The sequence below is a fragment of the Arthrobacter sp. K410C genome, from assembly GCF_059090105.1.
The window spans coordinates 201,147-225,502 of record NZ_JBNHFJ010000002.1 but is presented as its reverse complement, the minus strand read 5'-3'; the positions used below and the strand labels follow the sequence as shown (position 1 = coordinate 225,502).

General features: G+C 67.6%; 22 protein-coding genes. 5 read left to right on the top strand and 17 right to left on the bottom strand.

Annotated elements, in window-relative coordinates:
- Positions 1 to 17: 17 nt before the first annotated feature.
- Both AC5RU7_RS05925 and AC5RU7_RS05920 read left to right on the top strand, forming a co-directional pair.
- Positions 18 to 656 (top strand): VOC family protein, encoded by a 639-nt coding sequence (locus AC5RU7_RS05925; RefSeq protein ID WP_009359382.1) that lies wholly within the window; start codon positions 18 to 20, stop codon positions 654 to 656.
- A gap of 175 nt (positions 657 to 831) precedes the next feature.
- Positions 832 to 2,817 carry an HNH endonuclease signature motif containing protein gene (locus AC5RU7_RS05920; RefSeq protein ID WP_494051511.1) on the top strand — a complete coding sequence of 662 codons (1,986 nt, stop codon included), beginning with the start codon at positions 832 to 834 and terminating at the stop codon, positions 2,815 to 2,817.
- A gap of 3 nt (positions 2,818 to 2,820) precedes the next feature.
- Here the strand turns inward: AC5RU7_RS05920 and AC5RU7_RS05915 are convergent, their stop codons facing one another.
- From AC5RU7_RS05915 to tdh, 6 genes are all read right to left on the bottom strand, one after another.
- Positions 2,821 to 3,600: a CPBP family intramembrane glutamic endopeptidase gene (locus AC5RU7_RS05915; protein WP_494051510.1), complete on the bottom strand. Its 780-nt coding sequence runs from the start codon at positions 3,598 to 3,600 to the stop codon at positions 2,821 to 2,823.
- 84 nt (positions 3,601 to 3,684) lie between these two features.
- Positions 3,685 to 4,473 carry a DeoR/GlpR family DNA-binding transcription regulator gene (locus AC5RU7_RS05910; protein WP_494051509.1) on the bottom strand — a complete coding sequence of 263 codons (789 nt, stop codon included), beginning with the start codon at positions 4,471 to 4,473 and terminating at the stop codon, positions 3,685 to 3,687.
- Between the two features lie 97 nt (positions 4,474 to 4,570).
- Positions 4,571 to 5,782, bottom strand: coding sequence for an imidazolonepropionase (gene hutI, locus AC5RU7_RS05905; RefSeq protein WP_494051508.1), 1,212 nt, complete (start codon positions 5,780 to 5,782; stop codon positions 4,571 to 4,573).
- Between the two features lie 11 nt (positions 5,783 to 5,793).
- Entirely contained in the window at positions 5,794 to 6,900 is a 1,107-nt protein-coding gene (locus tag AC5RU7_RS05900) for an NAD(P)/FAD-dependent oxidoreductase (RefSeq protein WP_494051507.1), read from the bottom strand.
- A 56-nt stretch (positions 6,901 to 6,956) separates the two neighbouring features.
- Positions 6,957 to 8,153 (bottom strand): glycine C-acetyltransferase, encoded by a 1,197-nt coding sequence (locus tag AC5RU7_RS05895; RefSeq protein ID WP_494051506.1) that lies wholly within the window; start codon positions 8,151 to 8,153, stop codon positions 6,957 to 6,959.
- A gap of 12 nt (positions 8,154 to 8,165) precedes the next feature.
- Entirely contained in the window at positions 8,166 to 9,212 is a 1,047-nt protein-coding gene (gene tdh, locus AC5RU7_RS05890) for an L-threonine 3-dehydrogenase (protein ID WP_494051505.1), read from the bottom strand.
- A 132-nt stretch (positions 9,213 to 9,344) separates the two neighbouring features.
- Here tdh and AC5RU7_RS05885 point away from each other — a divergent pair, with 132 nt between their 5' ends.
- A complete protein-coding gene (locus AC5RU7_RS05885; RefSeq protein WP_494051504.1) occupies positions 9,345 to 10,256 on the top strand; it encodes a LysR family transcriptional regulator in 912 nt (303 codons plus the stop codon).
- A gap of 16 nt (positions 10,257 to 10,272) precedes the next feature.
- Here AC5RU7_RS05885 and AC5RU7_RS05880 read toward each other — a convergent pair whose 3' ends face one another.
- The 5 genes from AC5RU7_RS05880 to AC5RU7_RS05860 all read right to left on the bottom strand — a co-directional run bounded on the left by AC5RU7_RS05880 (position 10,273) and on the right by AC5RU7_RS05860 (position 16,094).
- Positions 10,273 to 10,881, bottom strand: coding sequence for a hypothetical protein (locus AC5RU7_RS05880; RefSeq protein ID WP_494051503.1), 609 nt, complete (start codon positions 10,879 to 10,881; stop codon positions 10,273 to 10,275).
- 199 nt (positions 10,882 to 11,080) lie between these two features.
- The gene (gene gatB / locus AC5RU7_RS05875) at positions 11,081 to 12,589 is read right to left on the bottom strand and encodes an Asp-tRNA(Asn)/Glu-tRNA(Gln) amidotransferase subunit GatB (protein WP_494010528.1); all 1,509 of its coding nucleotides are present in this window, start codon (positions 12,587 to 12,589) and stop codon (positions 11,081 to 11,083) included.
- Entirely contained in the window at positions 12,589 to 14,163 is a 1,575-nt protein-coding gene (gatA, locus tag AC5RU7_RS05870) for an Asp-tRNA(Asn)/Glu-tRNA(Gln) amidotransferase subunit GatA (protein WP_494051502.1), read from the bottom strand. The genes gatB and gatA overlap by 1 nt, the downstream gene beginning before the upstream one ends.
- A 3-nt stretch (positions 14,164 to 14,166) precedes the next feature.
- Positions 14,167 to 14,463, bottom strand: a complete 297-nt coding sequence (gene gatC, locus AC5RU7_RS05865; RefSeq protein WP_494010530.1) for an Asp-tRNA(Asn)/Glu-tRNA(Gln) amidotransferase subunit GatC — start codon at positions 14,461 to 14,463, stop codon at positions 14,167 to 14,169.
- A gap of 146 nt (positions 14,464 to 14,609) precedes the next feature.
- Positions 14,610 to 16,094 carry a CitMHS family transporter gene (locus AC5RU7_RS05860; RefSeq protein WP_494051501.1) on the bottom strand — a complete coding sequence of 495 codons (1,485 nt, stop codon included), beginning with the start codon at positions 16,092 to 16,094 and terminating at the stop codon, positions 14,610 to 14,612.
- Between the two features lie 202 nt (positions 16,095 to 16,296).
- On the opposite strand from AC5RU7_RS05860, the gene AC5RU7_RS05855 reads away from it, so the two are divergent.
- Both AC5RU7_RS05855 and AC5RU7_RS05850 read left to right on the top strand, forming a co-directional pair.
- Positions 16,297 to 18,066: a sensor histidine kinase gene (locus tag AC5RU7_RS05855; protein WP_494051500.1), complete on the top strand. Its 1,770-nt coding sequence runs from the start codon at positions 16,297 to 16,299 to the stop codon at positions 18,064 to 18,066.
- A complete protein-coding gene (locus AC5RU7_RS05850) occupies positions 18,059 to 18,724 on the top strand; it encodes a response regulator (RefSeq protein WP_494010533.1) in 666 nt (221 codons plus the stop codon). Before AC5RU7_RS05855 ends, AC5RU7_RS05850 begins: the two co-directional genes overlap by 8 nt.
- Positions 18,725 to 18,730: 6 nt before the next feature.
- Here AC5RU7_RS05850 and AC5RU7_RS05845 read toward each other — a convergent pair whose 3' ends face one another.
- From AC5RU7_RS05845 to AC5RU7_RS05820, 6 genes are all read right to left on the bottom strand, one after another.
- The gene (locus tag AC5RU7_RS05845) at positions 18,731 to 19,114 is read right to left on the bottom strand and encodes a RidA family protein (RefSeq protein WP_494010534.1); all 384 of its coding nucleotides are present in this window, start codon (positions 19,112 to 19,114) and stop codon (positions 18,731 to 18,733) included.
- 48 nt (positions 19,115 to 19,162) lie between these two features.
- Positions 19,163 to 19,666, bottom strand: coding sequence for a GNAT family N-acetyltransferase (locus tag AC5RU7_RS05840; RefSeq protein ID WP_494051499.1), 504 nt, complete (start codon positions 19,664 to 19,666; stop codon positions 19,163 to 19,165).
- A gap of 111 nt (positions 19,667 to 19,777) precedes the next feature.
- Positions 19,778 to 20,587, bottom strand: coding sequence for an inositol monophosphatase family protein (locus AC5RU7_RS05835; RefSeq protein WP_494051498.1), 810 nt, complete (start codon positions 20,585 to 20,587; stop codon positions 19,778 to 19,780).
- On the bottom strand, positions 20,584 to 22,872 hold the full coding sequence (gene ligA, locus AC5RU7_RS05830; RefSeq protein ID WP_494051497.1) for an NAD-dependent DNA ligase LigA: 2,289 nt from the start codon (positions 22,870 to 22,872) through the stop codon (positions 20,584 to 20,586). The genes AC5RU7_RS05835 and ligA overlap by 4 nt, the downstream gene beginning before the upstream one ends.
- A gap of 37 nt (positions 22,873 to 22,909) precedes the next feature.
- Positions 22,910 to 23,542 carry a hypothetical protein gene (locus AC5RU7_RS05825; RefSeq protein WP_494051496.1) on the bottom strand — a complete coding sequence of 211 codons (633 nt, stop codon included), beginning with the start codon at positions 23,540 to 23,542 and terminating at the stop codon, positions 22,910 to 22,912.
- Between the two features lie 146 nt (positions 23,543 to 23,688).
- Positions 23,689 to 24,321 carry a hypothetical protein gene (locus tag AC5RU7_RS05820; RefSeq protein ID WP_494051495.1) on the bottom strand — a complete coding sequence of 211 codons (633 nt, stop codon included), beginning with the start codon at positions 24,319 to 24,321 and terminating at the stop codon, positions 23,689 to 23,691.
- Positions 24,322 to 24,356 lie beyond the last annotated feature (35 nt).

The window sequence follows — 24,356 nt, the reverse complement described above, 5'->3', positions numbered from 1 at the left end:
AGTGCCAAGATGATGGCATGCGCATGGATCACGTCTCTTACGCCTGTGAACACGATGGCCTCGCGGCCACTACCGAACGTATTTCTTCTGCCCTCGGCGTTGAGGCAGTGAAGGGCGGGGTACACCCGCGGTTCGGTACCCGGAATATGATCATCCCGCTCGCGGGACACAAATACCTTGAGGTCGTGGAGGTCCTGGACCACCCTGCGTCGGACAAGGCTCCCTTCGGACAGGCCGTCCGGGCCCGCTCCGCGGCCGGCGGGGGCTGGATGGGCTGGTGCGTCGAAGTTGACGACCTTGCTCCGTTCGAGGCACGCCTGGGACGGGCTGCCGTCAACGGCAACCGCAAATTTCCCGACGGCCGCGAGCTGGTGTGGAAGCAGATTGGAATCCTGGGCCTCATCGCCGATCCCCAGGTGCCCTACATGCTGAAGTGGGAGGGCGATCCGTCGCTCCACCCGTCCAACGCCTACGAGAGCAACATCAAGATGAGCTGCCTGACCATCGCAGGCTCGGCCTCCCGGGTCACCGAATGGCTGGGCGAACCGGTGGAAAAGCCGCTGGAGGATGTTGCAGTTGAATGGGTTGCCCCGCATGGTACGCCCGGCATCCTCTCGGTCACCTTCGAAACCCAAAACGGAGCGGTCACCATCTGACCTTCCTTTGACCGGGCGTTACGGCCCTAGCGGACTTCGGCCGCCATCAGGATGTGACAACGGCGTCACCTCCCGATGGCGGCCGAAGTTGCTTTAACCGCGGGTTTTTCCCCGGGGCTCAAGGCTCTGGGCCGCAGTCGCTCAAAATGTCAGTGCCTCCGGTGATGATTCTTGTATGGGAAATGGCGCGGTCGTAGCAGCACCGATGGAGAGTGTTTATGCCACCACGGCTGCCATCAACGCGCTGTTCCTTGAAGAAGAAGCCCTTGCGGCTGCTTCGGAGTCTGACGGAGGCGCTGGGGTTGATCCTTTGGACCGGCTGTACCGGATCCGGCTGGACCGGCTCGCCCTGGAATCGCGACTCGAGGCTCAGGTCGCCGCGCTCAAGGCCAGGGACGCCGCCGAGTGCATTGATCTGCAGCAGGCCATGACCCCGCCCGACGCCTCCACCCACGACCGCACCTACGCGGAAATATCGGCAGTGGAAGAAATCGCCGGGATCCTGACCATCAGCGCCGGGGCCGCAGGGGCGTTCATCACCCAGGCCCGGCGGGTCTGCTCCCTCCCCTCCGTCTACGGGAATCTGTCTTCGGGGGCGTTGTCCTGGCAGGGCGCCAAGATCATCGCTGACGAAACAGAGGCCCTGCACCATACCGCCGCCGTGGCACTCGCGGACCACTTCCTGGACCCGGACGCACCGAACCCGGCCCGGGGCTGCCCCGCCACCGCCCTCGTACCGTCCCGGCTCCGGGCCAGGGTCCGCGCCTGGCGCGAACGCCACCACCCCGACTCCATCGAAAAACGCCACGCCAAATCCGTGGCCGACCGGCGGGTCGAGTTCCACCGGGACCGTGACGGCATGGCCTGGATCTCCGCCTACCTCCCCGCCGACTCCGCCACTGCAATCTGGAACAAAAACACCGCCACCGCCCGCGGCCTGCAAGGACCCAACGAAACCCGGACCCTTCCCCAAATCAAGGCTGACGAGTTCGCCCGCCGCCTCCTCGCCCCTGCCCAAGCCATCACTACCACCACAGACGCCGTCGCCGGCAGCGGGCGCGGCAGGACCATCCCGGCCGGCGGCGGGGAAGGAGCAAGTCCCTCTGAGCCTGGTGCGACCGGTGAGTTGATCCCGAACAATCTCATTGGGCTTGCCACACTTCTCGGGTCCGACGAGCCCGCCGCCGACCTCGGTATTCCGGACGACGCTGCCGTACACTCCGGGGACTATCTGATGCCCGATGCCGATGACGAAGTCACCAGCACCAGCACGTTTGACCTCAATCCGGCCGTCGGAAAGGTTCCGACACCGCGGGCGAATGTGCTTGTCACTGTCCCGGCGTTGGCGCTCTTCGGCGTGACAGATGAACCGGCCACCTTGGACGGGTACGGCCCGATCCCGGCGTCGATGGCCCGGAAACTCGTCGCCGACGGAGCCGACTCGTTCTACCGTGTCCTCGTCGACCCCGCCGACGGAACACCCTTGGAAATCGGCCGCACCAGCTACCGGCTCACCAGAGCCATGCGGCAGGCCCTCCGCCTCCGCGACGGCAAATGCACCTTCCCCGGCTGTAACAACCATTCGCTCGACAACGAAGCAGACCACCTCCAAGCGTGGGAGCACGGTGGCACCACCGGGCTCAGCAACCTGGCTCAACTCTGCCCAAAACACCACCGGCTCAAACACAACAGCGGCTGGAAGCCTACGGAAGCAACGCAAAACGAACCACCCGGCTGGACCTCACCCACCGGCCGCACATACCTTGCCGAACAACCCGACCGGGAACCAACCATCTGGCCAGACAACGGACTGGTTCAGGAACTGAATACCGTGCCGCACCTCCAGGAACAAACTGGAGCGGACCTCTCCACTGCCGATGGATGGCTCCCGCCGGAATGGCTGGAATCAGCACCGCCCTGGAGCGAACAAGCCTGCGCCGAACCACCATGTGAAGAACCCGTGGACGACAACCTCATCGACGCTGACGACATCGCGCCTTACGACCCCATGTGGGACGACTTCTACGCCATGCCCGTCGTTCTGCCACCCGACCCACAAAAGGACCTGTCCGTCAGCGATTTGGCCCTCGGCGACCAGGCCCTCAGCGACCCGGCCCTGAGCTATTGGGCACAGAGCAACCCGGCCCTGCTCCACACGTAGCTGTTACCCCAGCCCCACGGCCCTGCCGAAGAGGCTGAATCCGACAAATGCCACGATGTCCAGAAGCGCGTGGGCAATGACAAGGGGCATGACCCGCTTGGTCCGGGTGTACAGCCAGGCAAAGACGATGCCCATCACCACATTGCCAATAAAGGGACCGAATCCCTGGTACAGGTGATAGGTGCCGCGGAGAAACGAACTCGCCGCGATGGACAGCGGGATGCTCCAGCCGAACTTGCCGAAACGGTTCATCAGGTACCCCACCACGATGACCTCCTCCACCACCGCATGCCGGAGGGCGGACAGGATCAGGACCGGCACGGTCCACCAGTAGGCGTCCAGCGCGCTGGGGATGATGGCAGTAGTGATGCCCAGCGTCCTGCCCGCGGCGTAAAGGCCCAGGGAGGGAATCCCTATCAGGGCCGCGAGCCCCAACCCCTGCAGCAGGTCCTTGCCAGGCCGGACGAAATCGAAGCCCAACTTCCGGAACGCAGAGCCAGGATTGCCGCCGTCGGCCGTTGCCGCCTGCCGCTGGTCCGTCAGGAAGTAGATCACCAGCAGCACCGGCACCAGGGCGAAGATGATGTCCAACAGCTGGTACGTCAGGTCGAAATACTCGCGGGTGCTCTGGGAGCGGTTGAGTGTGGAAGTTCCCTCGGCCAGCGGAGCCCGGGTCATCTTGTCCAGCAGCTGCACCACGGAGTACACGGCGGACTGGCCAAGGGAGAGGCCCAGGACAATCCAGACTTCGAGCTTCAGACGACGGCGGGAGGGAACCAGCATGTACCCATCTTGCCTGCAGTTTCTGGATCGTGGCTGATTGCCTAAACCCCGATCGCCACTGCCCGGCACGCCCAGGCCGGGCGGTTAGGCAGGTGCCACGATGACTTCCGTGCCGTTGGCTTCAAAGGCAGCCTTGTCCTTCGGGGAGATGCCCGCATCCGTAATCAGCCGGGTGAAGTGGTAGCCGTCCATGGTGGCAAAGGCACGCACCCCCACCTTGGAGGAGTCGGCGATGACGTAGGACACCCGTGCCCTGCTGGCCAGCAGGGCGTTGACCGAGGCCTCGCCCTCACCAGTATTGGTGGGACCCACCTCCGGATCGATGCCGTTGACGCCGATGAAGGCGATGTCCAGCACAACCTTCTGCATGATGATGTCCGTGTACGGCCCCACCAGTTCGTAGGACCGCGGATTGAGGATGCCGCCGGTGACCATCACCTTGATGTTGGGCCGCACGGCCAGCTGGCCTGCGATGTTGATGGCGTTGGTAACCACTGTCAGGGTGGGCTGGTTGGACGGTGCGTTCAGGTCCTCGCGGGTCGCGAGGATCTGGGCGAGGGCTGTGCTGGTGGTGCCGCCGCACAGCCCAATCACTGCACCGGGCCGGATCAGGGCGGAGGCGGCTTGGGCGATCTGTTCCTTGGCCTCGGCGTGGTCGTCGCGGTTGTAGCGGCCTGGAAGGTCGTAGGCCAGGGCACCGGTGGTAGCTCCGCCGCGGGTACGGGTGAGGAGCCGGCGCTTGGCCAGGCTGTCCAAGTCCCGCCGTGCCGTTGCCGGCGATACCCCGAGCGTGCTGACGATCTCGTCGACTTCCACCTGCCCGGTCTTGGCCAGCAGGTCGAGAATGGCGGTCAGTCGGTCGGTGCGGGTCATGCAGGGCCTCTCAATACAACAGCCACCGCTTCGGGTGACGTTTTCTGATCATAACAGACGCGAAATGATCATCTAACGTCACTAAGCCCTTCGCGGCCTACCGCTCCCGCACTCCGGCCCGCCAGACAGCGTACGTCAACGGCATGCCGGGACGGTAGGCGAGGTGCGTGGCCGAGGGCGCGTTGAGCACGTGCAGGTCCGCACGGTGGCCGACGGCGATTGAGCCCACCGCGCGTTCGCCGTCGGCGTCCTTCCCGGCTTCCTTGTGCAACGCCAGCGCGCCGCCGTAGGTGGCCGCCCGTACCGCCTCGTGCACGCTGAGGTGCATCTGCAGGACAGCCGTGGAAACGCAGAACGCCATGGAACTTGTGTAGGACGTGCCCGGGTTGCAGTTGGAGGCGAGCGCCACCTGGACGCCTGCATCCAGCAGTGCGCGCGCCGGGGCCAGCGGCTGGCGGGTGGAAAGGTCGCAGGCAGGCAGGCAGGTGGCCACCGTGCCCCGTTCCCCGGTTCCACGGGCTGCGTCCCAGCCGGACCAGGTTCCGGCCAGGGCCTCGACGTCGCCGGCGGAAAGGTAGTTCACATGGTCCACGCTGGCTGCCCTTAGCTCCACGGCCAGCTGGACCCCGGGGCCCTCACCGAGCTGGTTCCCGTGCACGCGCAGCTTCAGGCCGGCGTCCCGGCAGGCCAGCAGAACCCTGCGGGACTGTTCCGCCGTGAAGGCTCCCTCCTCGCAGAACACGTCCGCCCACTCTACAAAAGGGCGGACGGCAGCCAGCATGGGGCCGCACACCAGGTCCGTGTAGGCCTCCGGATCCTGGCCGGCGGGAACCAGGTGGGCGCCGAGGTAAGTCACCTGGTCCGCAGCCGTGGAGGCAATCCGTGCGCTGCGGGCCTCATGCTCCACGTCCAGCCCGTAGCCCGTCTTCGTCTCGAGGTAGGTGGTCCCTTGGGAGACCGCTTCCGCCACCCTGCCCATTGCCAGGCGGGTGAGGTCGAAGTCCGACGTGGCGCGGGTGGCGTTCATGGTGACGGCGATGCCGCCGGCAGCGTACTGCTCCCCGGCCATGCGCGCCTCGAACTCAGCCGTCCGGTCACCGGCAAACAGCAGGTGGGTGTGCGAATCCACCCAGCCGGGAAGGACGGCCCGACCGCCGGCGTCAACGGCGTCGTCGGCTGCAGGCGCGTCGGCGGCCGCCCCGATCCAGGCGATGCGCTCCCCCTCGATCACTACCGCCGCGTCTTTCAGGACCCGGTGTTCCAGGTCCTGGGTCATCAGTTCGGCAATGTTGGTGATCAGGGTGCTCATGCAACCATTGTTCAGCGCCGGATGGACCACCGCGTGGCTGCCAGCGCCTGCGCTGTCCGGGATACCGGAACTGTCCCATCGGTCCCGTCCTGGCCGGCAAGGATCTGCTCCGCCGCCAGTTCGGCCATGGCCGAGGAGGTTTGGAACCCGTAGCCGCCCTGTCCGGCGAGCCAGTAGAAGCCCGGCGCCTCGGCGTCGAAGCCCGCCACCGGAACCCCGTCGGCCGCTTCCGTGCGGAGCCCGGTCCAGGCCCTGCGCACCCCCGTGATGCCGAGGGTTGTCACGGTGTTCAGCAGATCCACCAGGCGTTCGACGTCGCCCGGCCTGGGCCGGGCATCCTCGGGGCCGCTGGGCACCGCCTCCGACGGCGAGATCAGGACATCGTTCCCCTCCCGCCGGAAGTAGAACGTGTTGTTCGCGGCTGCCACCATGGGGCTCCCCTCAGGCAGGGGACGTTCGACGGCGGCAATCGCCGCGGTGCGCCGGTACGGCTGCAGGCCCAGCTTCTCCACCCCGCTGATGACGGCCAGCTCGTCGGCCCAGGCTCCGGCCGCGTTGACCAGCACCCCCGCCTGGAAGGCTTCCGTGCCGGCACCCACTTCCCAGCCGGACCCGAGCCGCTGCGCGGAATGGACCCCGGCGCCGGTATAGATATCGGCCCCGGCGGCCACTGCCCGCTGCCGGTGGTCCTCCAGCAGCAGCGGTGCATTGGAACCGAACGATCCGGTGTCCAGGCCTGCAGCGGCAAACGACTCCGGAACCAGCGCCGGACAGAGCTCCAGCGCTTCGGCATGGGTGATGGGCTTCATGGAGCCGCTGGCTTCCGCCGCTACGCCGGCCTCGCTGCCGATCAGCATGAAGCTCCGCGAAGTGAGGACCGGCTCCGGCAGCTCGGCGTCGCGGGCGGCGATCAGCTCGAGTGTCCTGGCGGTGAGCTCCTGAACCACGGGCGGGCCGTAACTGGGGATGAGCTGCCGGGCCGACCGGGAGGACGTGTGGTAGGCCAGCTCCTGCTCGGCCTCCACCAGCGCCACGCTGCATTTCCCCGCCAGCGCGGACGCCAGGGACAGTCCGGCAATGCCGCCGCCCACGATCAGGACATCGTAATGTGCTGCCATGCGTTCCATCCTTGCAGAGTTGCTCCAGAAACGGCTGCCAGTGATCGGTGCCCGGGTCAGGCAGCCACTTCCGCGCGGCTGGCAACGAAGGCCTGAACGCACGCTTCGACGTCGTCGGCTGAGTGCGCGGCCGAAAGCTGCACCCGGATGCGGGCGGCACCGCGCGGCACCACCGGGAAGCTGAACGCGGTGACGAAGACACCGTGCTGCAGCATCCGGTCAGCCACCTTGGCGGCAAGGACGGCGTCGCCGAACATGACCGGGACAATCGCGTGCTCGCCGGGCAGCAGGTCGAAGCCTTCCTCCGTCATCCGGCGGCGGAAAAGGGCGGCGTTGTCGAAGAGCTGCCGCCGCAGGCTGGCCGAGTTCTCCACCAGGTCCAGTGCCTTGATGGTGGCGGCGACGATGGCCGGAGCCAGCGAATTGGAAAAGAGGTAGGGCCGGGCCTTCTGCCGGAGCATGGCCACGATCTCGGCGCGCCCGGAAACGTAGCCACCGGAGGCCCCGCCCAGGGCCTTGCCGAAGGTTCCGGTGTAGATGTCCACCCGGTGCGAGACGCCGGCATGTTCCGGCGTGCCCGCGCCGGTGGAGCCCATGAAGCCGACGGCGTGCGAATCGTCCACCATCACCAGCGCGCCGTACTGTTCGGCGAGGTCGCAAATGGCTTCCAGCGGGGCGAGGTAACCGTCCATGGAGAACACGCCGTCGGTGACGATGATCTTCCGGCGGGCGTCCTTCGCCTCCACGAGCTTCACTTCAAGGTCCGCCATGTCCTGGTTGGCATACCGGTACCGCTGGGCCTTGCACAGCCGGATGCCGTCAATGATGGAGGCGTGGTTGAGCGCATCGGAAATGACGGCGTCCTCGGGACCGAACAGGGATTCAAACACCCCGCCGTTGGCGTCGAAGCAACTCGAGAACAGGATGGTGTCCTCGGTACGGAGGAAGCGGGAGACGCGGCCTTCGAGTTCCAGGTGCAGGTCCTGGGTGCCGCAGATAAACCGCACGCTGGCCATGCCGAAGCCTCGTTCATCCATCGCCCCCTTGGCTGCGCTGATGATGTCCGGGTGGTCTGCGAGGCCCAGGTAGTTGTTGGCGCAGAAGTTCAGGACGTCCGCTCCGGATGAGCCGAGTCGGCCGGCGGTGATGTGGCTGGACTGGGGCGAGGTGATGCTGCGCTCAGTCTTGTAGAGCCCGGCGGTGCGGATGTCCTCCAGCTCGCTGCTCAGCTGGTCCTTGATGGAGGTGTACATGGTGGTGATCCTTTAGAGTCGGGTCCAGTCGAGGACAACTTTGCCGCCGCTGCCGCTGCGGGCCAGGTCGAAGCCCTTCTCCCAGTCTGCAGCGGGGAGCGTGTCCGTGACCACGGCGGAGATCCCCGCGTGGAGGACCGGGTTGGAGGAGAGCATGGCGCTCATGGCGTACCAGGTTTCGTACATTTCCCGGCCGTAGATGCCTTTGAGGGTGAGCATGTGGGTGACCACCTTGCCCCAGTCGATGGTGATGTCCTGGCTGGGCAGGCCCAGCATGGCAATCCGGCCGCCGTGGTTCATATTGTCGATCATTTCCGGCAGGGCGGTGGGGTGGCCGGACATCTCCATGCCGATGTCGAAGCCTTCACGCATGCCCAGTTCACGTTGGGCGTCGCGGACGCGGGTGGTGGAGACGTCGATGGCAAGGTCTGCGCCGAGCCTGCGGGCCAGGTCCAGCCGGGGCTGCGAGACGTCCGTGATGGCGATCTTTCGGGCACCGGCGTGGCGGGCGACGGCGATGGCCATCAGCCCGATGGGTCCGGCACCGGTGATGAGCACGTCCTCGCCCACCAGCGGGAAACTCAAGGCGGTGTGCACCGCGTTGCCGAAGGGATCGAAAATGGCGCCGAGCTCGGGCGTGACCGAGGGATCATGGTGGACCCAGACGTTGGTTTCCGGGATGACCACATACTCGGCGAATGCCCCGTCCCGCTGCACGCCCACGCTGACCGTGTGGATGCACATCTGCCGGCGGCCGGCGCGGCAGTTCCGGCAGATGCCGCAGACAACGTGGCCTTCACCGGATACCCGGTCGCCAACCTTCACGTCCCGAACGTCCCCGCCGGTCTCCACTACCTCGCCGTAGAATTCGTGGCCCGGAATCAGGGGAGCTTCGATGATCCCCTGGGCCCAGGAGTCCCAGGACTGGATATGGAGGTCTGTGCCGCAGATCCCGGTGGTCATGACTCGAATCTTCACGTCGTCCGGACCCACCGTGGGCTCCGGACGGTCCACCAGTTCGAATCCGGCCTCCGGGCCGGCCTTGTAGAGAGCCTTCATCGGCTTCCTCACTCTTGGTTGTCACATCATTGGCAGGTGCTGCCCTCCCCATTACAGCCCCGGAAACCGTTTAGCACAATCAGCTTTTACTCAATCGACGATGTAGCTTTTGCTAATGCTTAGACTTGGTCCATGGAGATCCACCAACTTGAAATCCTCCGCGAGCTCGGCGCCCTGGGCAGCGTCAAGGCCGTGGCCGACACCCTGATGGTCACCCCGTCCGCCGTCTCCCAGCAACTGGCCCTGCTCCAGCGCACGGTGGATGTTCCGCTGACCCGGAAGGAGGGCCGGAACCTGGTGCTCACCGAGGCGGGCCAGGTCCTCGCAGACGCGGGAGCCGCCGTCGTCAGCGCGATGGCCGAGGCCAAAAGCGCCATCGGCAGCTACCACGGCTCCCCGGCAGGACGGGTTACCCTGAGCGGCTTCCACAGCGCCGGCCAGGCGGTCTTCGCACCCCTCGCCAGGATGCTGGACACCCCAGGCGGGCCGCGGGTGGAACTGTCCGACGAGGACGTGGCCCAACAGGACTTCCCCGCCCTGACCGCCCGCTACGACCTGGTGCTGGCCCACCGGATGGACCACAGTCCCCGCTGGCCGGACGAACGGGTTACCGTGATCCCGCTCGCGCACGAGCCCCTGGACGTCGCGCTTCCGGCCGGACACCCGCTGGCACGGAAGCGGGCTGTGACCGCGGACGACGTCGCCGGTGAGGCCTGGGTGACCAGCCACGCCGGCTACTCCCCCGCCGACGTGCTGTCCGCCGTCGCCGCGGTGTCCAGCCGTGAACTGAACATCGTCCACCGCATCAATGACTACTCCACGGTGGCGGCCCTGGTGGCCGCCGGCGGCGTGGTGGGACTGCTGCCCCGGTACACCGCCCGCCCCGTCCTGAATCCGGATATCGTCCTGCGTCCGCTCGCGGGCATCAGCACCCGGCGGCGGATCGACCTGCTGGCACGGCCGGAGAACCTGAAGCGCCGGTCCGTGATGATGGTGTGCGAGGCGCTGCAGGAAATCATGGCGGGGCTGGTGGAGCAGGGCTGAGCGAACAGGGTCCCGGCTACTGCGATTGCCCTTTGGCCTGCCCGTGGCCCATGCCGTTCCCCCTGCCCAGCCCGAGCCCGGGCACGTCCCCGGCGCCTTCGGCAATCCGCTCTGCCGTGGCCTGGTCCCCGTTCTTTGCGCCTGCTACCCGGACCACCTCGCCCGTGGTGATGTCCGCGATGCTTCCGTCGCCGGGCCGGAGCCGCTCGCCGTCGTCGCCCGTTCCCGGCGCCTTGGTGATACGCGTTTCGGCGTTGACGGTGTAGGTCCGGCTGAAGCCGTCTTCGCTTTTGACGGTGATGGACGTATCGCCAACAGCCTCAACCGTGCCGCGCTGCTCGAGGACGGTCTGGAAGGTGCCGTCAGCGTTCTTGACCACGCTTTCGCTGTGCTGGAGTTGCGGCCGCTGGGCCTTGTCCGGCTTGCCGGGCTTCCCAGGCTTGGCGGACATGTCCGGTTTGCCCGGCTTGTCGTGCTTTTTCTCCTGCCCGGGCGCGGACTGCGGCGGCGACGGGAACGGCGAGTCGGCGGACCACGCGATGGCGGCCCCCGTACCACTCAAGGCAAGGGCAATGGCCCCCGCAACGAAGGCCTTGCGGATCCTTGGCTTGTCCTGCAGTGGCATCGCGGTCCCTTTCGCGTCGCTGTCCGGGGCCTGCATAGGGCGGCCTCCGTGCGCTCCAGTGTAGGACCGGCGTCACCGGGTGTGAACGCGTACTTTCCGCCGACCACTACCTGAGTACTTAAGGCAAAACCGGGCAGCGACCCCGGCCGCTGCGGTTCCGCAACGGCAGGGGCGCTACCCGGTTCGGGGTGCGCGGCAGCTAGACGGTGACGCCCAGCTTCTCGAGGATCAGCTCGCGGACGCGTCCGGCGTCGGCCTGCCCGCGGGTGGCCTTCATGACCCCGCCCACGATGGCGCCGATGGCCTGGACCTTGCCGCCGCGGATCTTGTCGGCGACGTCGGGCTGCGCGGCGAGGGCGGCGTCGATGGCTTCCAGCAGGGGCCCGTCGTCGGACACGACGGCGAGGCCGCGCTTCTCGACGATCTCCGCCGGGGTGCCTTCACCGGCGAGAACGCCGTCCAGCACCTGCGACGCCATCTTGTTGTTGATCTTGCCGTCCTCAACCATGCGGGCGAGCTCCACGATGGTAGCGGGCTGGACGCCCAGCTGGCCGGGGTCCACGTCGGCTGCCTTGGCGCGGCCCACGATTTCGCCCATCCACCACTTGCGCGCCACGGAGGCGCTGGCGCCGGCGGCAATGGTTTCCTCGATCTCGTCCAGGACGCCGGCGTTCACCACGTCGCGGAATTCGAGGTCCGAGTAGCCCCAGCTGGCCTTGAGCCGCTTGCGGCGCTCGGCCGGCGGCTCGGGCAGGGTGGCGCGCAGCTCCTCCACCCATTCACGGGAGGCCACCACGGGAACCAGGTCCGGCTCCGGGAAGTAGCGGTAGTCGTCGGCGTCGGACTTGGCCCGGCCGGACGTGGTGGTGCGGGTGTCCTCATGCCAGTGCCGGGTTTCCTGGACGACCGGCTCGCCGGAGTCCAGGACGGCGGCGTGGCGCTGGATCTCGTAGCGGACGGCGTGTTCGACGGCGCGCAGCGAGTTCACGTTCTTCGTCTCGGAGCGGATGCCGAAGCGTTCGCGGCCGTGCGGGCGGAGCGAGACGTTCGCGTCACAGCGCACGTTGCCGCGTTCCATGCGTGCGTCGGAAACTCCGAGGTTCTTCACGATCTCGCGGACCGCCGCAACGTAGGCCTTGGCCAGTTCGGGGGCGCGGGAACCGGCACCCTGGATCGGCTTGGTGACGATTTCCACCAGCGGAACGCCGGCCCGGTTGTAGTCCACCAGGGAGAAGTCGGCGCCGTGGATGCGGCCCGTGGCCCCGCCCATGTGGGTCAGCTTGCCGGCGTCCTCCTCCATGTGCGCGCGTTCGATTTCCACGCGGAACACGGTGCCGTCCTCAAGTTCGACGTCCAGGTAGCCGTCGTATGCGATGGGCTCGTCGTACTGCGAGGTCTGGAAGTTCTTGGGGGTATCCGGGTAGAAGTAGTTCTTCCGGGCGAAGCGGCAGCTCTCGGCAATCTTGCAGTTGAGGGCCAGGCCGATCTTGATGGAGGACTCCACCGCCGTCTTGTTCACTACCGGCAGGACGCCCGGCATGCCGAGGTCCACCTCGTTGACATTGGTGTTGGGCTCGTCACCGAAGACGTTGGGCGCGGAGGAGAACATCTTGGTCTTGGTGTTGAGCTCCACGTGGACCTCGAACCCCAGGACGGGATCGTACTTCTCCATCGCCTCTTCGAAGCTGAGGATCGCGTCGGTGGTCATTATTTTGCCTCCTGGGTTTCGAGGGCCGCGGTACCGGCAAGGTCGGGAGCCTGGGCAAGCAGCGGTCCGCCCCACTTGGCCTCGAGCAGGGACTCCAGGACGGCGCCCACGCGGTACAGGCGGGCGTCCTCCCGGGCGGGTGCGAGCAGCTGGATGCCCACGGGCAGGCCGTCCTCGTCCGCCAGTCCGCCGGGCAGGGACAGCCCGGGAACGCCGGCCAGGTTGGCCGGGATGGTGGCGACGTCGTTCAGGTACATGGCCAGGGGGTCGTCCAGCTTCTCGCCGAGGCGGAAGGCCGTGGTGGGCGCCGTGGGGGAAATCAGGACGTCCGCCACGGTGAACGCGGCGTCGAAGTCCCGCTGCACCAGGGTGCGGACCTTCTGTGCCGAGCCGTAGTAGGCGTCGTAGTAGCCGGCGCTCAGGGCGTAGGTGCCCAGGATAATCCGTCGCTTGACCTCGTCGCCGAAGCCCGCAGCACGGGTGGCACCCATGACGCGTTCGATGGTCATGGGACCGTCCTCGGGCAGGACGCGCAGGCCGTAGCGGACGCCGTCGAACTTCGCGAGGTTGGAGGACGCCTCGGACGGCATGATGAGGTAGTAGGCACCCAGGGCGTACTGGAAGTTGGGGCAGGAAACCTCGACGATTTCCGCTCCCGCCTCACGCAGCAGCTCGAGCGAATCGTTGAAGCGGTTTTCGACGCCGGCCTGGTAGCCCTCGCCGTGCAGTTCCTTGATGATGCCGATCCGCAGGCCTTCGACGTTGCCGGTCTTCGCGGCGGCCACGAGGTCGGCCAGCGGGTCAGGCAGCGAGGTGGAATCGCGGGAGTCGTGCCCGCCGATGACCTGGTGCAGGAGTGCCGAGTCCAGGACGGTCCGGGAGACCGGGCCGATCTGGTCCAGCGAGGAGGCCATGGCGATGGCGCCGTAGCGGGAGACGCTGCCGTAGGTGGGCTTGACGCCCACCGTGCCGGTGACGGCGCCGGGCTGGCGGATGGACCCGCCGGTGTCCGTGCCGAGGGCCAGGGGCGCCTCGAAGGCGGCGACGGCGGCAGCCGAGCCACCGCCGGAGCCGCCAGGGATGCGGTCCAGGTCCCACGGGTTGCGGGTGGGGCCGTAGGCCGAGTGCTCCGTGGAGGAGCCCATGGCGAATTCGTCCAGGTTGGTCTTGCCCAGGATGGGCATCTTCGCGGCGCGGAGGCGCTCCACAACGGTGGCGTCGTAGGGGCTGTGCCAGCCCTCGAGGATCTTCGAGCCTGCCGTGGTGGGCTGGCCGATGGTGACGATGAGGTCCTTGACCGCGATGGGCACGCCGGCCAGGTAGTGGAGGGCCCCGGCCTCGGGTCCGCCGGCGGCACGGATGGCATCCACTTCGGCCGCGACGGCGAGCGCTTCCTCGGCGTTGATGTGCAGGTACGCGTTGATGCCGCGTTCGCCGCCGTCCACGTCGGCGATCCGGTCCAGGTGCGCCTGGACCACCTCGACGGCGGTAACTTCGCGGGCGCGCAGCTTGTCGGCCAGCTGTGCGGCTGAGAGCCGGATCAGGGCGGCGGCGCTGGTGTTCTGTTCAGTCATTGTTTAGTCCTCATCCAGGATTGCCGGAACCTTGAAACGGTTGTCGTCGGAATCCGGGGCACCGGAGAGTGCCTGTTCCGCCGTGAAGGTGTGGCCCACGACGTCTTCCCGGAAGACATTGCTCAGCGGGATGGGGTGGGACGTGGCCGGCACGTCGTCTCCGGCGGCTTCACTGACCGACTTGATCGCATCAACGATGACGGCGAGTTCTCCGGCCATCCTGTCCAGCTCATGAGCACTCATCTCGATGTGAGCGAGCTGCGCGAGATGCGCAACGTCGTCACGGTTGATCGCAGCCATGGATCTCCCCTGCAAAGTTCGGATTGGTTTCCGATCCATTCTAGTGGGGAAACGATGATGCCCGTCTGACGACCCCCAGCGGGCGTCAGACGGGCACCTTCATGCCGGGGTTCGTCCACAAGGAACAGCGCCGCGGCAGCTACAGACTAACCGATACCGATGGCTCCGGTCAGCATGCCGATTCCCAGCATGACCAGGGACACCACGGCGCTGCGCCACAGCACCTTCTTGTGGTGGTCGCCGAGGTCCACCTTGGCCAGGGACACCAGCAGCAGGATGGCCGGAACCAGCGGGCTCTGCATGTGGAACGGCTGGCCGGTGATGGAGGCGCGGGCCATTTCCGCGGCGCTGATGCCGTAGTGCGCGGCGGTTTCGCTGAGGACCGGCAGCACGCCGAAGTAGAAGGCGTCATTGCTCATGAAGAACGTCATGGGGATGCTGAGGACGCCGGTGATGACGGCCATGAACGGGCCCATGCTGGACGGGATGATCTGCACGAGCCAGGCGGACATGGCTTCCACCATGCCGGTGCCGGTCAGCACGCCGGTGAGGACGGAAGCGGCCATGACCATGCTGACCACCGCGACGATGGACGGGGCGTGGGCCACCAGCTGGGTGGCTTGGTCCTTGACCTTGGGGAAGTTCACCAGCAAGGCGATGGCGGAGCCCACCATGAAGACATAGGGCAGCGGGATGAGGTCGGCGATGAGCATGCCCATGACGGCCACCGTGAGGGCCAGGTTGAACCAGAACAGCTTGGGGCGCAGGGTGCTGCGGTTGGGGTCCAGGGCGGTGTCCGCCATGGCCGTGTCGCTGTCGTCCACCAGGTCTTCGGGACGGTCCAGCACTGCCACGGACGAGCCTTCCGGAGAGAGGCCGCCGGCGGGGGCTGCTCCGCCAGGGTTGCCACCCGTGCGTCCGCGGCCGGTTCCGGAACCGCCGCCCGCAGAGCCTGCGAAAGCGCCGCCGTCGAACTTCTCGGCAGTATCCGGGACGCCCCAGATTTCCGGCTGGGTGGCACGGAGCCGGTTGCGCTCCTGCAGGCCGAGGAGCCAGGCGAAGGCGAGGACCACGGCAATGCCGGCGACCAGTGAGGGAAGCATGGGGACGAAGACGTCATTGACGTCGATTTCCAGTGCGGTGGCGGCGCGGGCGGTGGGGCCGCCCCAGGGGACGATGTTCATGGTGCCGTTGGCGAGGCCGGCCACGCAGGTGAGGACCACGGGGCTCATCTTGAGCCGCAGGTAGATGGGCAGCATGGCTGCGGTGGTGAGGATGAACGTCGTGGAGCCGTCGCCGTCCAGGGACACGGCGGCTGCCAGCAGGGCGGTGCCGAGCACAACCTTGGCGGGATCGTTGCCGAGCTTGCGAAGGATGAACTTCACCAGCGGGTCAAACAGCCCGACGTCGATCATCAGCCCGAAGTAGATGATGGCGAACATCAGCAGCGCCGCGGTGGAGGTCATGGACTTCATGGAATCCAGGACCATGTCCCCGATGCCCAGGCCGGCACCGGCGAAAAGTCCGAAGACGGTGGGGACGATGATCAGCGCCAGCACTGGCGTCAACTTTTTCGTCATGATCAGCACCATGAATACCGCGATCATGGCGAATCCAAGTATTACCAGCACAGCCGGCTCCTTCTTGTGAACGGCACCACAGCGTTGTGATGCGTGCTACAGACTGTAGGGTGGCCGCCGTCACGGCAGTGCCTTTGGCTCAATTGATTGGCATACTGCTTATTGGGAGCATTTTGCTCATTCTGCTCACGTGCTGCCGCGGCTGGTTGCCGCGGGGCCAGGTGGGCACAGCCGACCCGTATCAAGGAGGATCATGCAGCGTTCCGCGCCCCGACCGCCGCTGCGGTTCTCCACCCAGACGCTGCTGCTGCAGGTGGCCGTGGTACTGCTGGTGGTCCTGCTCAGCGCCGCCGTCCATGCGTGGCTGACCTATGACAGGGTTGGCAGCGAGGCCGAAAACCAGGCGCTGACACTCGCCCGGACCGTCGCCTCCAATCCCTCCGTCCGGGCCGACGTGCAGGCCATCAGCGCGCGCGAGGGCACTCCCCCGCCGGCCGAACTCGCGGCCGGGCCCCTGATGCAGGCGGCCGAGGCCGCGCGGACCAGGACCGGGGCCTTGTTTGTGGTGATCACCGATGAGACGGGCCTCCGGCTGGCGCATCCGGAGCCGGAGCGGCTTGGCGAGAAGGTCAGCACCGACCCCACCGAAGCCCTGGCCGGACGCGAGGTCACCACCCGGAACACCGGGACGCTGGGCCCGTCTGCCGGAGCCAAGGTGCCGGTGTACGCCCCCGGCAGCTCCACCGTGGTGGGCGAGGTCAGCGTGGGCTATTCCATGGAGACGGTGGGCCAGAGCGTGGCCCGCGACATCGGCCCCGTGGCCGGGACAGCGGCGGGGGCCCTGCTGGCCGGCGTGCTGGGTTCCTTCCTGCTGCGCCGCCGGCTGCAGCGGCTGACGCTGGGCCTGGAACCGGAGGAGATCAGCACGCTGGTCCACGACCAGGTGGCGGTGCTGCAGGGCGTGGACGACGGCGTCATCGGCGTGAGTGCCGACGGCCGGATCAGTGTGTTCAACGCCGCCGCACAGCGCCTGCTCAGCCAACCGGACCTGACCGGCGGGCGCTGGGAGGATGCCCCGGTCCCGGACCAGGTGAAGTCCCTGACCAGGCGCGGCACCACCGGCAGTGACGCCCTGGAAGTCGTGGCGGGAGGACGGGTGCTGGTGGCCAATGCCCGCAAGGCCCTGCACCGGCGGGAAGACCTCGGCTGGGTGGTGATGCTGCGAGACCGTACGGAACTGCAGGAACTCACCCGCCAGCTGGATGCCGTGGGCACCATGTCGACGGCACTGCGCGCGCAGCGCCACGAGTTCGCGAACCAGCTGCACACGCTGGCCGGCTTCATGAGCATCGGCCAACACCGGCAGGCGCGCGAGTACCTGGCCCAGCTTGCCGCCACCGGCCCCCTCACGTTCCCGGTGGAGCAGGCCGAACTTCTGCAGGACCCCTACCTCCAGGCGTTCGTGGGTGCCAAGGGCGTGGAGGCCGAGGAGCGGGGTGTCGCCCTGCGGATCGGCCCCGAAACCCTGGTCCGCGGGCAGGTCACGGAGGCGCAGGACGTCACCACGGTGCTGGGCAACCTGATCGACAACGCGGTCAATGCAGCGGTGGCGGGAGTGGCGGCGGAACGCTGGGTGGAGGTGGAGGTGCTGGACGAGCCGGGCGACGACGGCGGCACCCTCCACGTGGTGGTCGCGGACTCGGGCGACGGGCTGGCGGAGGGAACGGATGCCGAACAGGTCTTCACCGAAGGCTTCACCACCGCGACCGGCCCGTTGTCTAGGAACGGCCGTGCCGGCGGCCAGGGCTTTGGGCTGGCTCTTGCCCGGCAGCTGGCCCGGCGCCGCGGCGGGGACGTCACGGTGTTGGACCGGGGAAGGCCGGGCGGACCCGGCGCCGTCTTCATGGCCACACTGCCGGGAACCACGGCGGGAAGTACGGGGTCGGCGGCACGCTCCGGGACACCAGAAGGCGATTCAGCTCCGCGAAGCGCGGACATGAAGGGAGACCACAACGATGGCTGAGGATTTCCGGGTCCTGATCGTGGACGACGACTTCCATGTGGCCAAGCTCCACGCTGCTTACGTGGACTCGGTGGCTGGCTTCCTGGCCTTGGCGCCGGTGGGCACGGCCTCCCTGGCGCTGCAGGCCATCCACAGCCTCCGTCCCGACCTGGTGCTGCTGGATGTCTACCTGCCGGACGCCTCCGGCCTGGACCTGCTGCAGCAGCTGGACGTCGATACCGTCATGCTCAGCGCGGCCTCGGATGCCCTGTCCGTCCGGACGGCCTTCCGCCGCGGTGCGCTGGGATACCTGCTGAAGCCGTTCACTGCTGACGCCCTGTCGCAGCAGCTGCGGTCCTACGCCCGGTACCGGCGGCTCCTCTCCAACCCCGGGGCGCTGGACCAGGACGCCGTGGAGCGCGCCAAGCGGTCACTGATCCCGGGGGATGTCACGCCGTCGGCGAAGCCACGCTCCGCCACGGAAGCCGCGGTGCTGGAGTCGCTGGTTCCCGGCGAACAGTATTCGGCCGCGGAAGTGGCCGGCCGGGTGGGCGTGTCCCGGGCAACCGCCCAACGCTACCTGTCATCGCTCGCCGACGACGGCGCCGTCGACATCCAGCTGCGGTACGGGAGCACGGGCAGGCCGGAGCACCGCTATGGCCTGCCCGCCGCGCCGTAGATTTTTCTAGCTGGCGCTCTTCTGGGCCACGAGCTCGATCTCGACAAGCATCTTCGGGTCCAGGAACGGCAGCACATGCACCAGGGACAGGGTGGGGCGGATGTCGCCGAATACTTCGCCGTGGGCGCGGCCTGCTTCTTCCCACTTGCTGATGTCCGTCAGGTAGAGCTTGGACTGGACGACGTCCTCGAAGCTGAAACCGGCGTCCGCCAGGACCTTGCCGAGCTTCTGCAGGATGAACTGGGTCTGCGTGTAGAAGTCATCGCCCACGATGCCGTCCTCGCCGCTTGCCGCGGTGGCCGAAATGTACAGGGTGTTGTCCACCTGGACGGCGCGGGAGTAGCCGAGCGTCTGTTCCCAGACGGAACCGGTGCCGAAGGTTTTGCGCATGGTGGGGCCTTTCAATGCCGGAAGTGGGTCGGCACCACTGTAGGGCTGCTACAGGTCCAGCCGGTAAACCAGCAGTTTTGTGTCGGTTCCGGGGACGAACCAGTCGCGATCCGGCACGCGGCGGAACCGGGCCTTGCGGTAGAGGCCCTGCGCGCTCTCCCACGTCTCCCCCGTGGTGAGGGCGATGCCGGTGATGCCGGGCAGCGACCGGGCATGGTCAATGAGGGCGTCCACCATGGCCTTTCCGGCTCCGCTGCGCTGCACGGTGGGGTCCACCACCAGCATGCGGAACTCGAGCTCATCCGGCAGTGCGATGTCCGCGTACGGTTCCCCGGCGGTGGCCAGCGTCACCGATCCCACCACGGTGCCGTCCCGCTCGGCCACCCAGATGGTGGCCTGGCCGGCGCGCAGCGCAACATCCTGGATCTTGCGCATGTACGGGTGTTCGGCATCGTCGAAGTAGCCCGCGGCGAGGTAGGAATCGCGCGTGATGCGGGCAACGGCGTCGTAATCGGCCTCGACGGCGGCACGGATGGTGATCTGCGGTGGCACCCGTCAATGGTAGTGGCGGCTGCCGCTCCCCCGGCCCGAAAGGGCGCTTTCCGTGACTGAACTATCACTACCGGCGGCAGCGGTACTGCCGCGTTGCCGGACCCTGGATGACTAGAGCGGGAACTTGCCGGACAGCTCCAGGCCGGCGGCGCAGGTCCACGCGTCCAGCCTGTCGGTATCGGAGGGCCCGCCGTCGAGCGGACTGGCCAGCCGCGGCCGCCGCACCCAGCAGCCGGCTTCCTCCGCGATGAGCGCACCGGCGGAGAAATCGTGCTCGTTGAGCCCGCGCTCGCCGTAGGCGTCATGGGTGCCGTCGGCCACCATGCACAGGTCCAGGGCGGCCGAACCCAGCCGCCGCACATCAGCGAACCCGTCCATGAGGCCCGCCAGCGCGGTGGCCTGGTCGGCGCGGACGGCAGGATCGTAGCTGAAGCCGGTGGCCAGGATCTGCCCCTTCCGGCCGGGGACCGGACCCTCCAGCCGGGTGACCCGGCCGCCTTCCTCCAGCCAGGCGCCCTGGCCGCGGGAGGCATAGTAGGTGCGGCCGAGCGCAGGCGCGTTGACCACGCCGGCCAGCCAGGCGCCGTCGGCATCGGCGACCGCCACGGAAGTGGCGTAGTAAACGATGTTGCGGATGAAGTTGGTGGTGCCGTCCAGCGGATCGATGGACCAGCGGTAGCCGCTGGGTGCCTCGGGCCGGGTAGTGCCGTGTTCCTCGCCGGTGATGCTGTCGTTCGGGCGGGCCGCTGCGATCACCCCGCGGACGGCGTTCTCGGCCGCGACGTCGAACGCGGTAACCCAGTCACCTGCCGCGCCCTTGTTGCTGGGAGCCAGGGTGTCCCCGTTCCTGGCGGCAAGCACCTTGGCTCCGGCCGCGGCGGCGGCCTTTGCCACAACCAGAAGTTCGTCAGGGGTGGTCATGCAGTTGCCTCCGCGGTGTCCTCATCGGTTTCCATCCCTGCCGGCGCCCCGGCGCCGTCACCGGGCAATGCGTCAGGGCCGCCTTCCAGCAGCTGCCGGAAGCCGTCCTCGTCAAGCACCGGAATTCCGAGCTGTTCGGCCTTGTCCAGCTTGGTGCCCGCGCTTTCGCCGGCCACCAGGTAGCTGGTGTTCTTCGAAACCGAGCCTGCGGCCTTGCCGCCCCGGACCAGGATGGCTTCCTTGGCCTCGTCCCGGCTGAAATTGGGCAGGGACCCGGTGACCACCACCGTGAGGCCCTCGAGGGTGCGCGGGGCGGATTCGTCCCGTTCGTCTGCCATTCGGACGCCTGCCGCGGCCCAGCGGTCCACGATCTGCCGGTGCCAGTCCTCTGCGAACCATTCCTTGAGCGCGGCGGCGATAGTGGGCCCCACGCCGTCCACGTGGGCAAGGTCCTCCTCGGAGGCTGCCCGGATGGCATCCATGGTGCCGAAAGCCTGCGCGAGTGCCCGTGAAGCCCGCGGCCCGACGTGACGGATGGACAGCGCCACCAGGACGCGCCACAGCGGCTGGGCCTTGGCCTTTTCCAGTTCCTTGAACAGCTTTTCCGTGGTGGCCGTAGGCTTGGACGGCGACTTGGCCGTGCCCTTGCTGTAGAAGTAGGGCACCAGTTCGTATTCGCCGGTGCCCACGCCCTTGGAGCGCTTCTCACGGCGGATCTTCACTGGGGCGAGGTCCTCGGGGGCGAGGTCGAACAGGGCTGCCTCGGAGGTCAGCGGTGGAACCTCCGGCTCGGCCGGCTGCGTCAGCGCGATGGCGGCCTCCCAGCCAAGCGCCTCGATATCGAACGCCCCGCGGCCGGCAAGGTGGAACACCCGCTCACGGAGCTGCGAGGGGCAGGATTTCGCGTTGGGGCAGCGGATGTCCACGTCGCCCTCCTTGGCCGGGGCCAGGGGCGTGCCGCAGGAGGGGCATTCGGTGGGCATCACGAAGTCCCGCACTGGTGGATCCTGCTGGTCGCGCAGGGCCAGGACCGGGCCCACGATTTCCGGGATGACGTCTCCGGCCTTGCGGAGGATGACGATGTCGCCGATCTTCACGCCCTTGGCCTTGACCACATCCTGGTTGTGCAGGGTGGCCATCTCCACGGTGGAGCCGGCAACCTTGACCGGCTCCATCATGCCGAAGGGGGTCACCCGGCCGGTGCGGCCGACGTTGACCTGGATATCCAGGAGCTTGGTGTGCACTTCTTCCGGCGGGTACTTGTAGGCCACGGCCCAGCGCGGCACGCGGGTGGTGTAGCCAAGGGCACGCTGGGTGGCGAAGTGGTCCACCTTGATGACGATGCCGTCGATCTCGTGGAGCAGTTTGTGGCGCTGGGCCCCGTACTTTTCGATGAACGCCAGGACGTCCCCGCGGCTTTCCAGTACCTCGAAGTAAGGACTGACGGGCAGGCCCCAGCCCTTGAGCAGGTCATAGGTTTCGGACTGGCTGCGTGCTTCAAGCCCCTCGCGTGCGCCGATGCCGTGGACGAACATCTTCAGGGGACGCTTGGCGGTTTCGGCCGGGTCTTTCTGGCGGAGCGAACCGGCGGCGGCGTTGCGCGGATTGGCCAGCGGCGCCTTGCCCGCTTCGATCAGTGCCTCGTTGAATTCCGCGAACTCCTTCGACGGGATGAACACCTCGCCGCGGACTTCCATCTCTGCCGGGAAGCCTCCGCCCTCAAGCTGCTGCGGGATCTCCTTGATGGTGAGCACGTTGTGCGTGATGTCTTCACCGGTTGTTCCGTCGCCGCGGGTGGCGGCGCGGACCAGTTTCCCGTCCCGGTACAGCAGGTTGACGGCCAGGCCGTCGATCTTGAGCTCGGTGAGCCAGGAAGCCTTGGCCGCGCCGTCGCCAAGCTTTTCGATACTGGCTTCCGCCCTGTTCAGCCAGGCCTCCAGCTCATCGATGGAAAAGACGTCTTCCAGGCTGTACATGCGCTGCAGGTGTTCTACGGCCGCGAAAGCGGCGGACACCTCGCCGCCCACCTCCTGGGTGGGTGAATCGTTGGAGACCAGTTCCGGGTGGAGCGCCTCGATCTCCTCGAGGCGGCGGAAGAGAGTATCGAACTCGGCGTCCGATACCAGGGGCGCGTCCTCCTGGTAGTAGGCGAACCGGTACTTCCGGACGAGGTCCGCCAGGTTCTCGTATTCCTCGCGGAGAGAGTCGGAGGGGATGGCGTCCGGGCTGTCGGGGCTGCTGTTCCCGGAGATTGTCTTTTCTGCGGGGCCTGGTCCTGTGCTCACAGACCTATCTTGCCTTACGGGTGTGACAGGACGCCGATTAGTGTGCCCGGAGGCGGGTCCTGCCCCACCAGATGAAGGCTGCACCGCCTGCGCCCACCAGAAGCGTGCCGGCTGCGATGGGAAGCAGTTCGGGACCCCCGGCGCCCGGACCGGCGGCCGGGGTTATGCCTGCCAGCTGAGTTGCCTTGGCGGACCGGCTGATGGGCGTATTCCAGTCCGGCGCACCGGAGGCCCCGGCCGAAGCGGGTCCGGCCGATGTGGCGACGGCGGTGCCAGCGGTGGCGGTTTCTTCGCCGGGCCTTTCCGATGCTTCCTCTTCGGCTGCGCCCTGCACGGAGGGACCGTTTGCCGGCGCAGTGGCGGCCGGGGATGCCGCCTGTTGTTGGGCACGAACGGGTGCTTCTGCAGCCAGGTTCCCTGGCTGCGCCGGGGTTTCGGCCGGGGCCTGCGTGCGGCGTTCGACGTCCGTGGGTTCCGGCTTGCCGCCGCCAAGGAGGGGCAGGCACACAAGGCCGCAATCTTCGGTCGGAGCGTCCGCTTCCGGCGTGGCAGGTGATGGCTCCGGCGAATGGGCAACTGCAGGCCCTGCCAGGAAGAGGAGGGCAATGGCCAGGACCGCTGCTGCCGCGGTGGCCGCCGCCACACGGAGGGCCGGTGAAGTCGGGGTCATTGCTACCTTTCGATGCGCGCAGTCCCCCCACCGCGGCTTTTCTGGTGTCCCCGGCAGTCTTCTACAGCCAGGGCCGGGGCCGCAAATCCGCTCAGTGTGCCCGGGGCTGTAGCCGGGGCGACCGCCCGCCTGCTGCCCGGCAGGTGTCAGTGCGCGCGGATGCGGTTCCTGCCCCACCAGGCAAAGGCTCCCCCGCCGGCGCCCACCAGGAGGACACCGGCGGCGACGGCCGGCAGGTTGGCGCCGTCGGACCCCGCCCCCTGCCGGGAGACAGCGGCTGCCTGGGTGGCCTTCGCTGACCTGGTGACGGGCGTGTTCCAGTTTGAGGACGACGACGGCGTGCCGGTTGAGGGGGCCGTTGCGGACGGAGTGGCTGCAGCCTCAGTTTCCGTTGGCCCGGCAGCCGGCTCGGCCGGCTCGGCCGGCTCGGCTGGCATCAGTTCCACGGAGGCAGTGGGGGCCGCCGGATTTGCGGCCGGCGTGGACGGGGCGGCGGGCCGGGGTGCCGCGGGCACCGAGGGATCGGGCCCGTCAGTTTCCGTGGGATCGTCGTCGGGCTTGGCCGTCTTGGTGGGGCGTGCTTCCGGGGTCCAGGTTTCAGTGGGTTCCTGCGCACATTCCTGTCCACAGCCCGGGGTCGAGGTGGAGGTCTGCGAGCCCGTCGGTTCAGGGGAATCGGCCCATGCGGCGCCCCCTGCGGGCAGTGTTATCGAGAGCGCCAGCACGGCTGCGGCGGCTGTTGCCGAGGCGGCGCGGAGTAGCGGACTGGACGGGGTCATGGATACCTTTCGGTGCGCGCAGTCCCCCGTCTGCG

What these genes read in the sequence shown, in the direction of transcription:
- AC5RU7_RS05925 (WP_009359382.1), top strand. Translation starts at nt 18, where the DNA reads ATGCGCATGGATCACGTCTCTTACGCCTGTGAACACGATGGCCTCGCG.
- AC5RU7_RS05920 (WP_494051511.1), top strand. Translation starts at nt 832, where the DNA reads ATGGGAAATGGCGCGGTCGTAGCAGCACCGATGGAGAGTGTTTATGCC.
- AC5RU7_RS05915 (WP_494051510.1), bottom strand. Translation starts at nt 3,600, where the DNA reads ATGCTGGTTCCCTCCCGCCGTCGTCTGAAGCTCGAAGTCTGGATTGTC.
- AC5RU7_RS05910 (WP_494051509.1), bottom strand. Translation starts at nt 4,473, where the DNA reads ATGACCCGCACCGACCGACTGACCGCCATTCTCGACCTGCTGGCCAAG.
- hutI (WP_494051508.1), bottom strand. Translation starts at nt 5,782, where the DNA reads ATGAGCACCCTGATCACCAACATTGCCGAACTGATGACCCAGGACCTG.
- AC5RU7_RS05900 (WP_494051507.1), bottom strand. Translation starts at nt 6,900, where the DNA reads ATGGCAGCACATTACGATGTCCTGATCGTGGGCGGCGGCATTGCCGGA.
- AC5RU7_RS05895 (WP_494051506.1), bottom strand. Translation starts at nt 8,153, where the DNA reads ATGTACACCTCCATCAAGGACCAGCTGAGCAGCGAGCTGGAGGACATC.
- tdh (WP_494051505.1), bottom strand. Translation starts at nt 9,212, where the DNA reads ATGAAGGCTCTCTACAAGGCCGGCCCGGAGGCCGGATTCGAACTGGTG.
- AC5RU7_RS05885 (WP_494051504.1), top strand. Translation starts at nt 9,345, where the DNA reads ATGGAGATCCACCAACTTGAAATCCTCCGCGAGCTCGGCGCCCTGGGC.
- AC5RU7_RS05880 (WP_494051503.1), bottom strand. Translation starts at nt 10,881, where the DNA reads ATGCCACTGCAGGACAAGCCAAGGATCCGCAAGGCCTTCGTTGCGGGG.
- gatB (WP_494010528.1), bottom strand. Translation starts at nt 12,589, where the DNA reads ATGACCACCGACGCGATCCTCAGCTTCGAAGAGGCGATGGAGAAGTAC.
- gatA (WP_494051502.1), bottom strand. Translation starts at nt 14,163, where the DNA reads ATGACTGAACAGAACACCAGCGCCGCCGCCCTGATCCGGCTCTCAGCC.
- gatC (WP_494010530.1), bottom strand. Translation starts at nt 14,463, where the DNA reads ATGGCTGCGATCAACCGTGACGACGTTGCGCATCTCGCGCAGCTCGCT.
- AC5RU7_RS05855 (WP_494051500.1), top strand. Translation starts at nt 16,297, where the DNA reads ATGCAGCGTTCCGCGCCCCGACCGCCGCTGCGGTTCTCCACCCAGACG.
- AC5RU7_RS05850 (WP_494010533.1), top strand. Translation starts at nt 18,059, where the DNA reads ATGGCTGAGGATTTCCGGGTCCTGATCGTGGACGACGACTTCCATGTG.
- AC5RU7_RS05845 (WP_494010534.1), bottom strand. Translation starts at nt 19,114, where the DNA reads ATGCGCAAAACCTTCGGCACCGGTTCCGTCTGGGAACAGACGCTCGGC.
- AC5RU7_RS05835 (WP_494051498.1), bottom strand. Translation starts at nt 20,587, where the DNA reads ATGACCACCCCTGACGAACTTCTGGTTGTGGCAAAGGCCGCCGCCGCG.
- AC5RU7_RS05825 (WP_494051496.1), bottom strand. Translation starts at nt 23,542, where the DNA reads ATGACCCCGACTTCACCGGCCCTCCGTGTGGCGGCGGCCACCGCGGCA.
- AC5RU7_RS05820 (WP_494051495.1), bottom strand. Translation starts at nt 24,321, where the DNA reads ATGACCCCGTCCAGTCCGCTACTCCGCGCCGCCTCGGCAACAGCCGCC.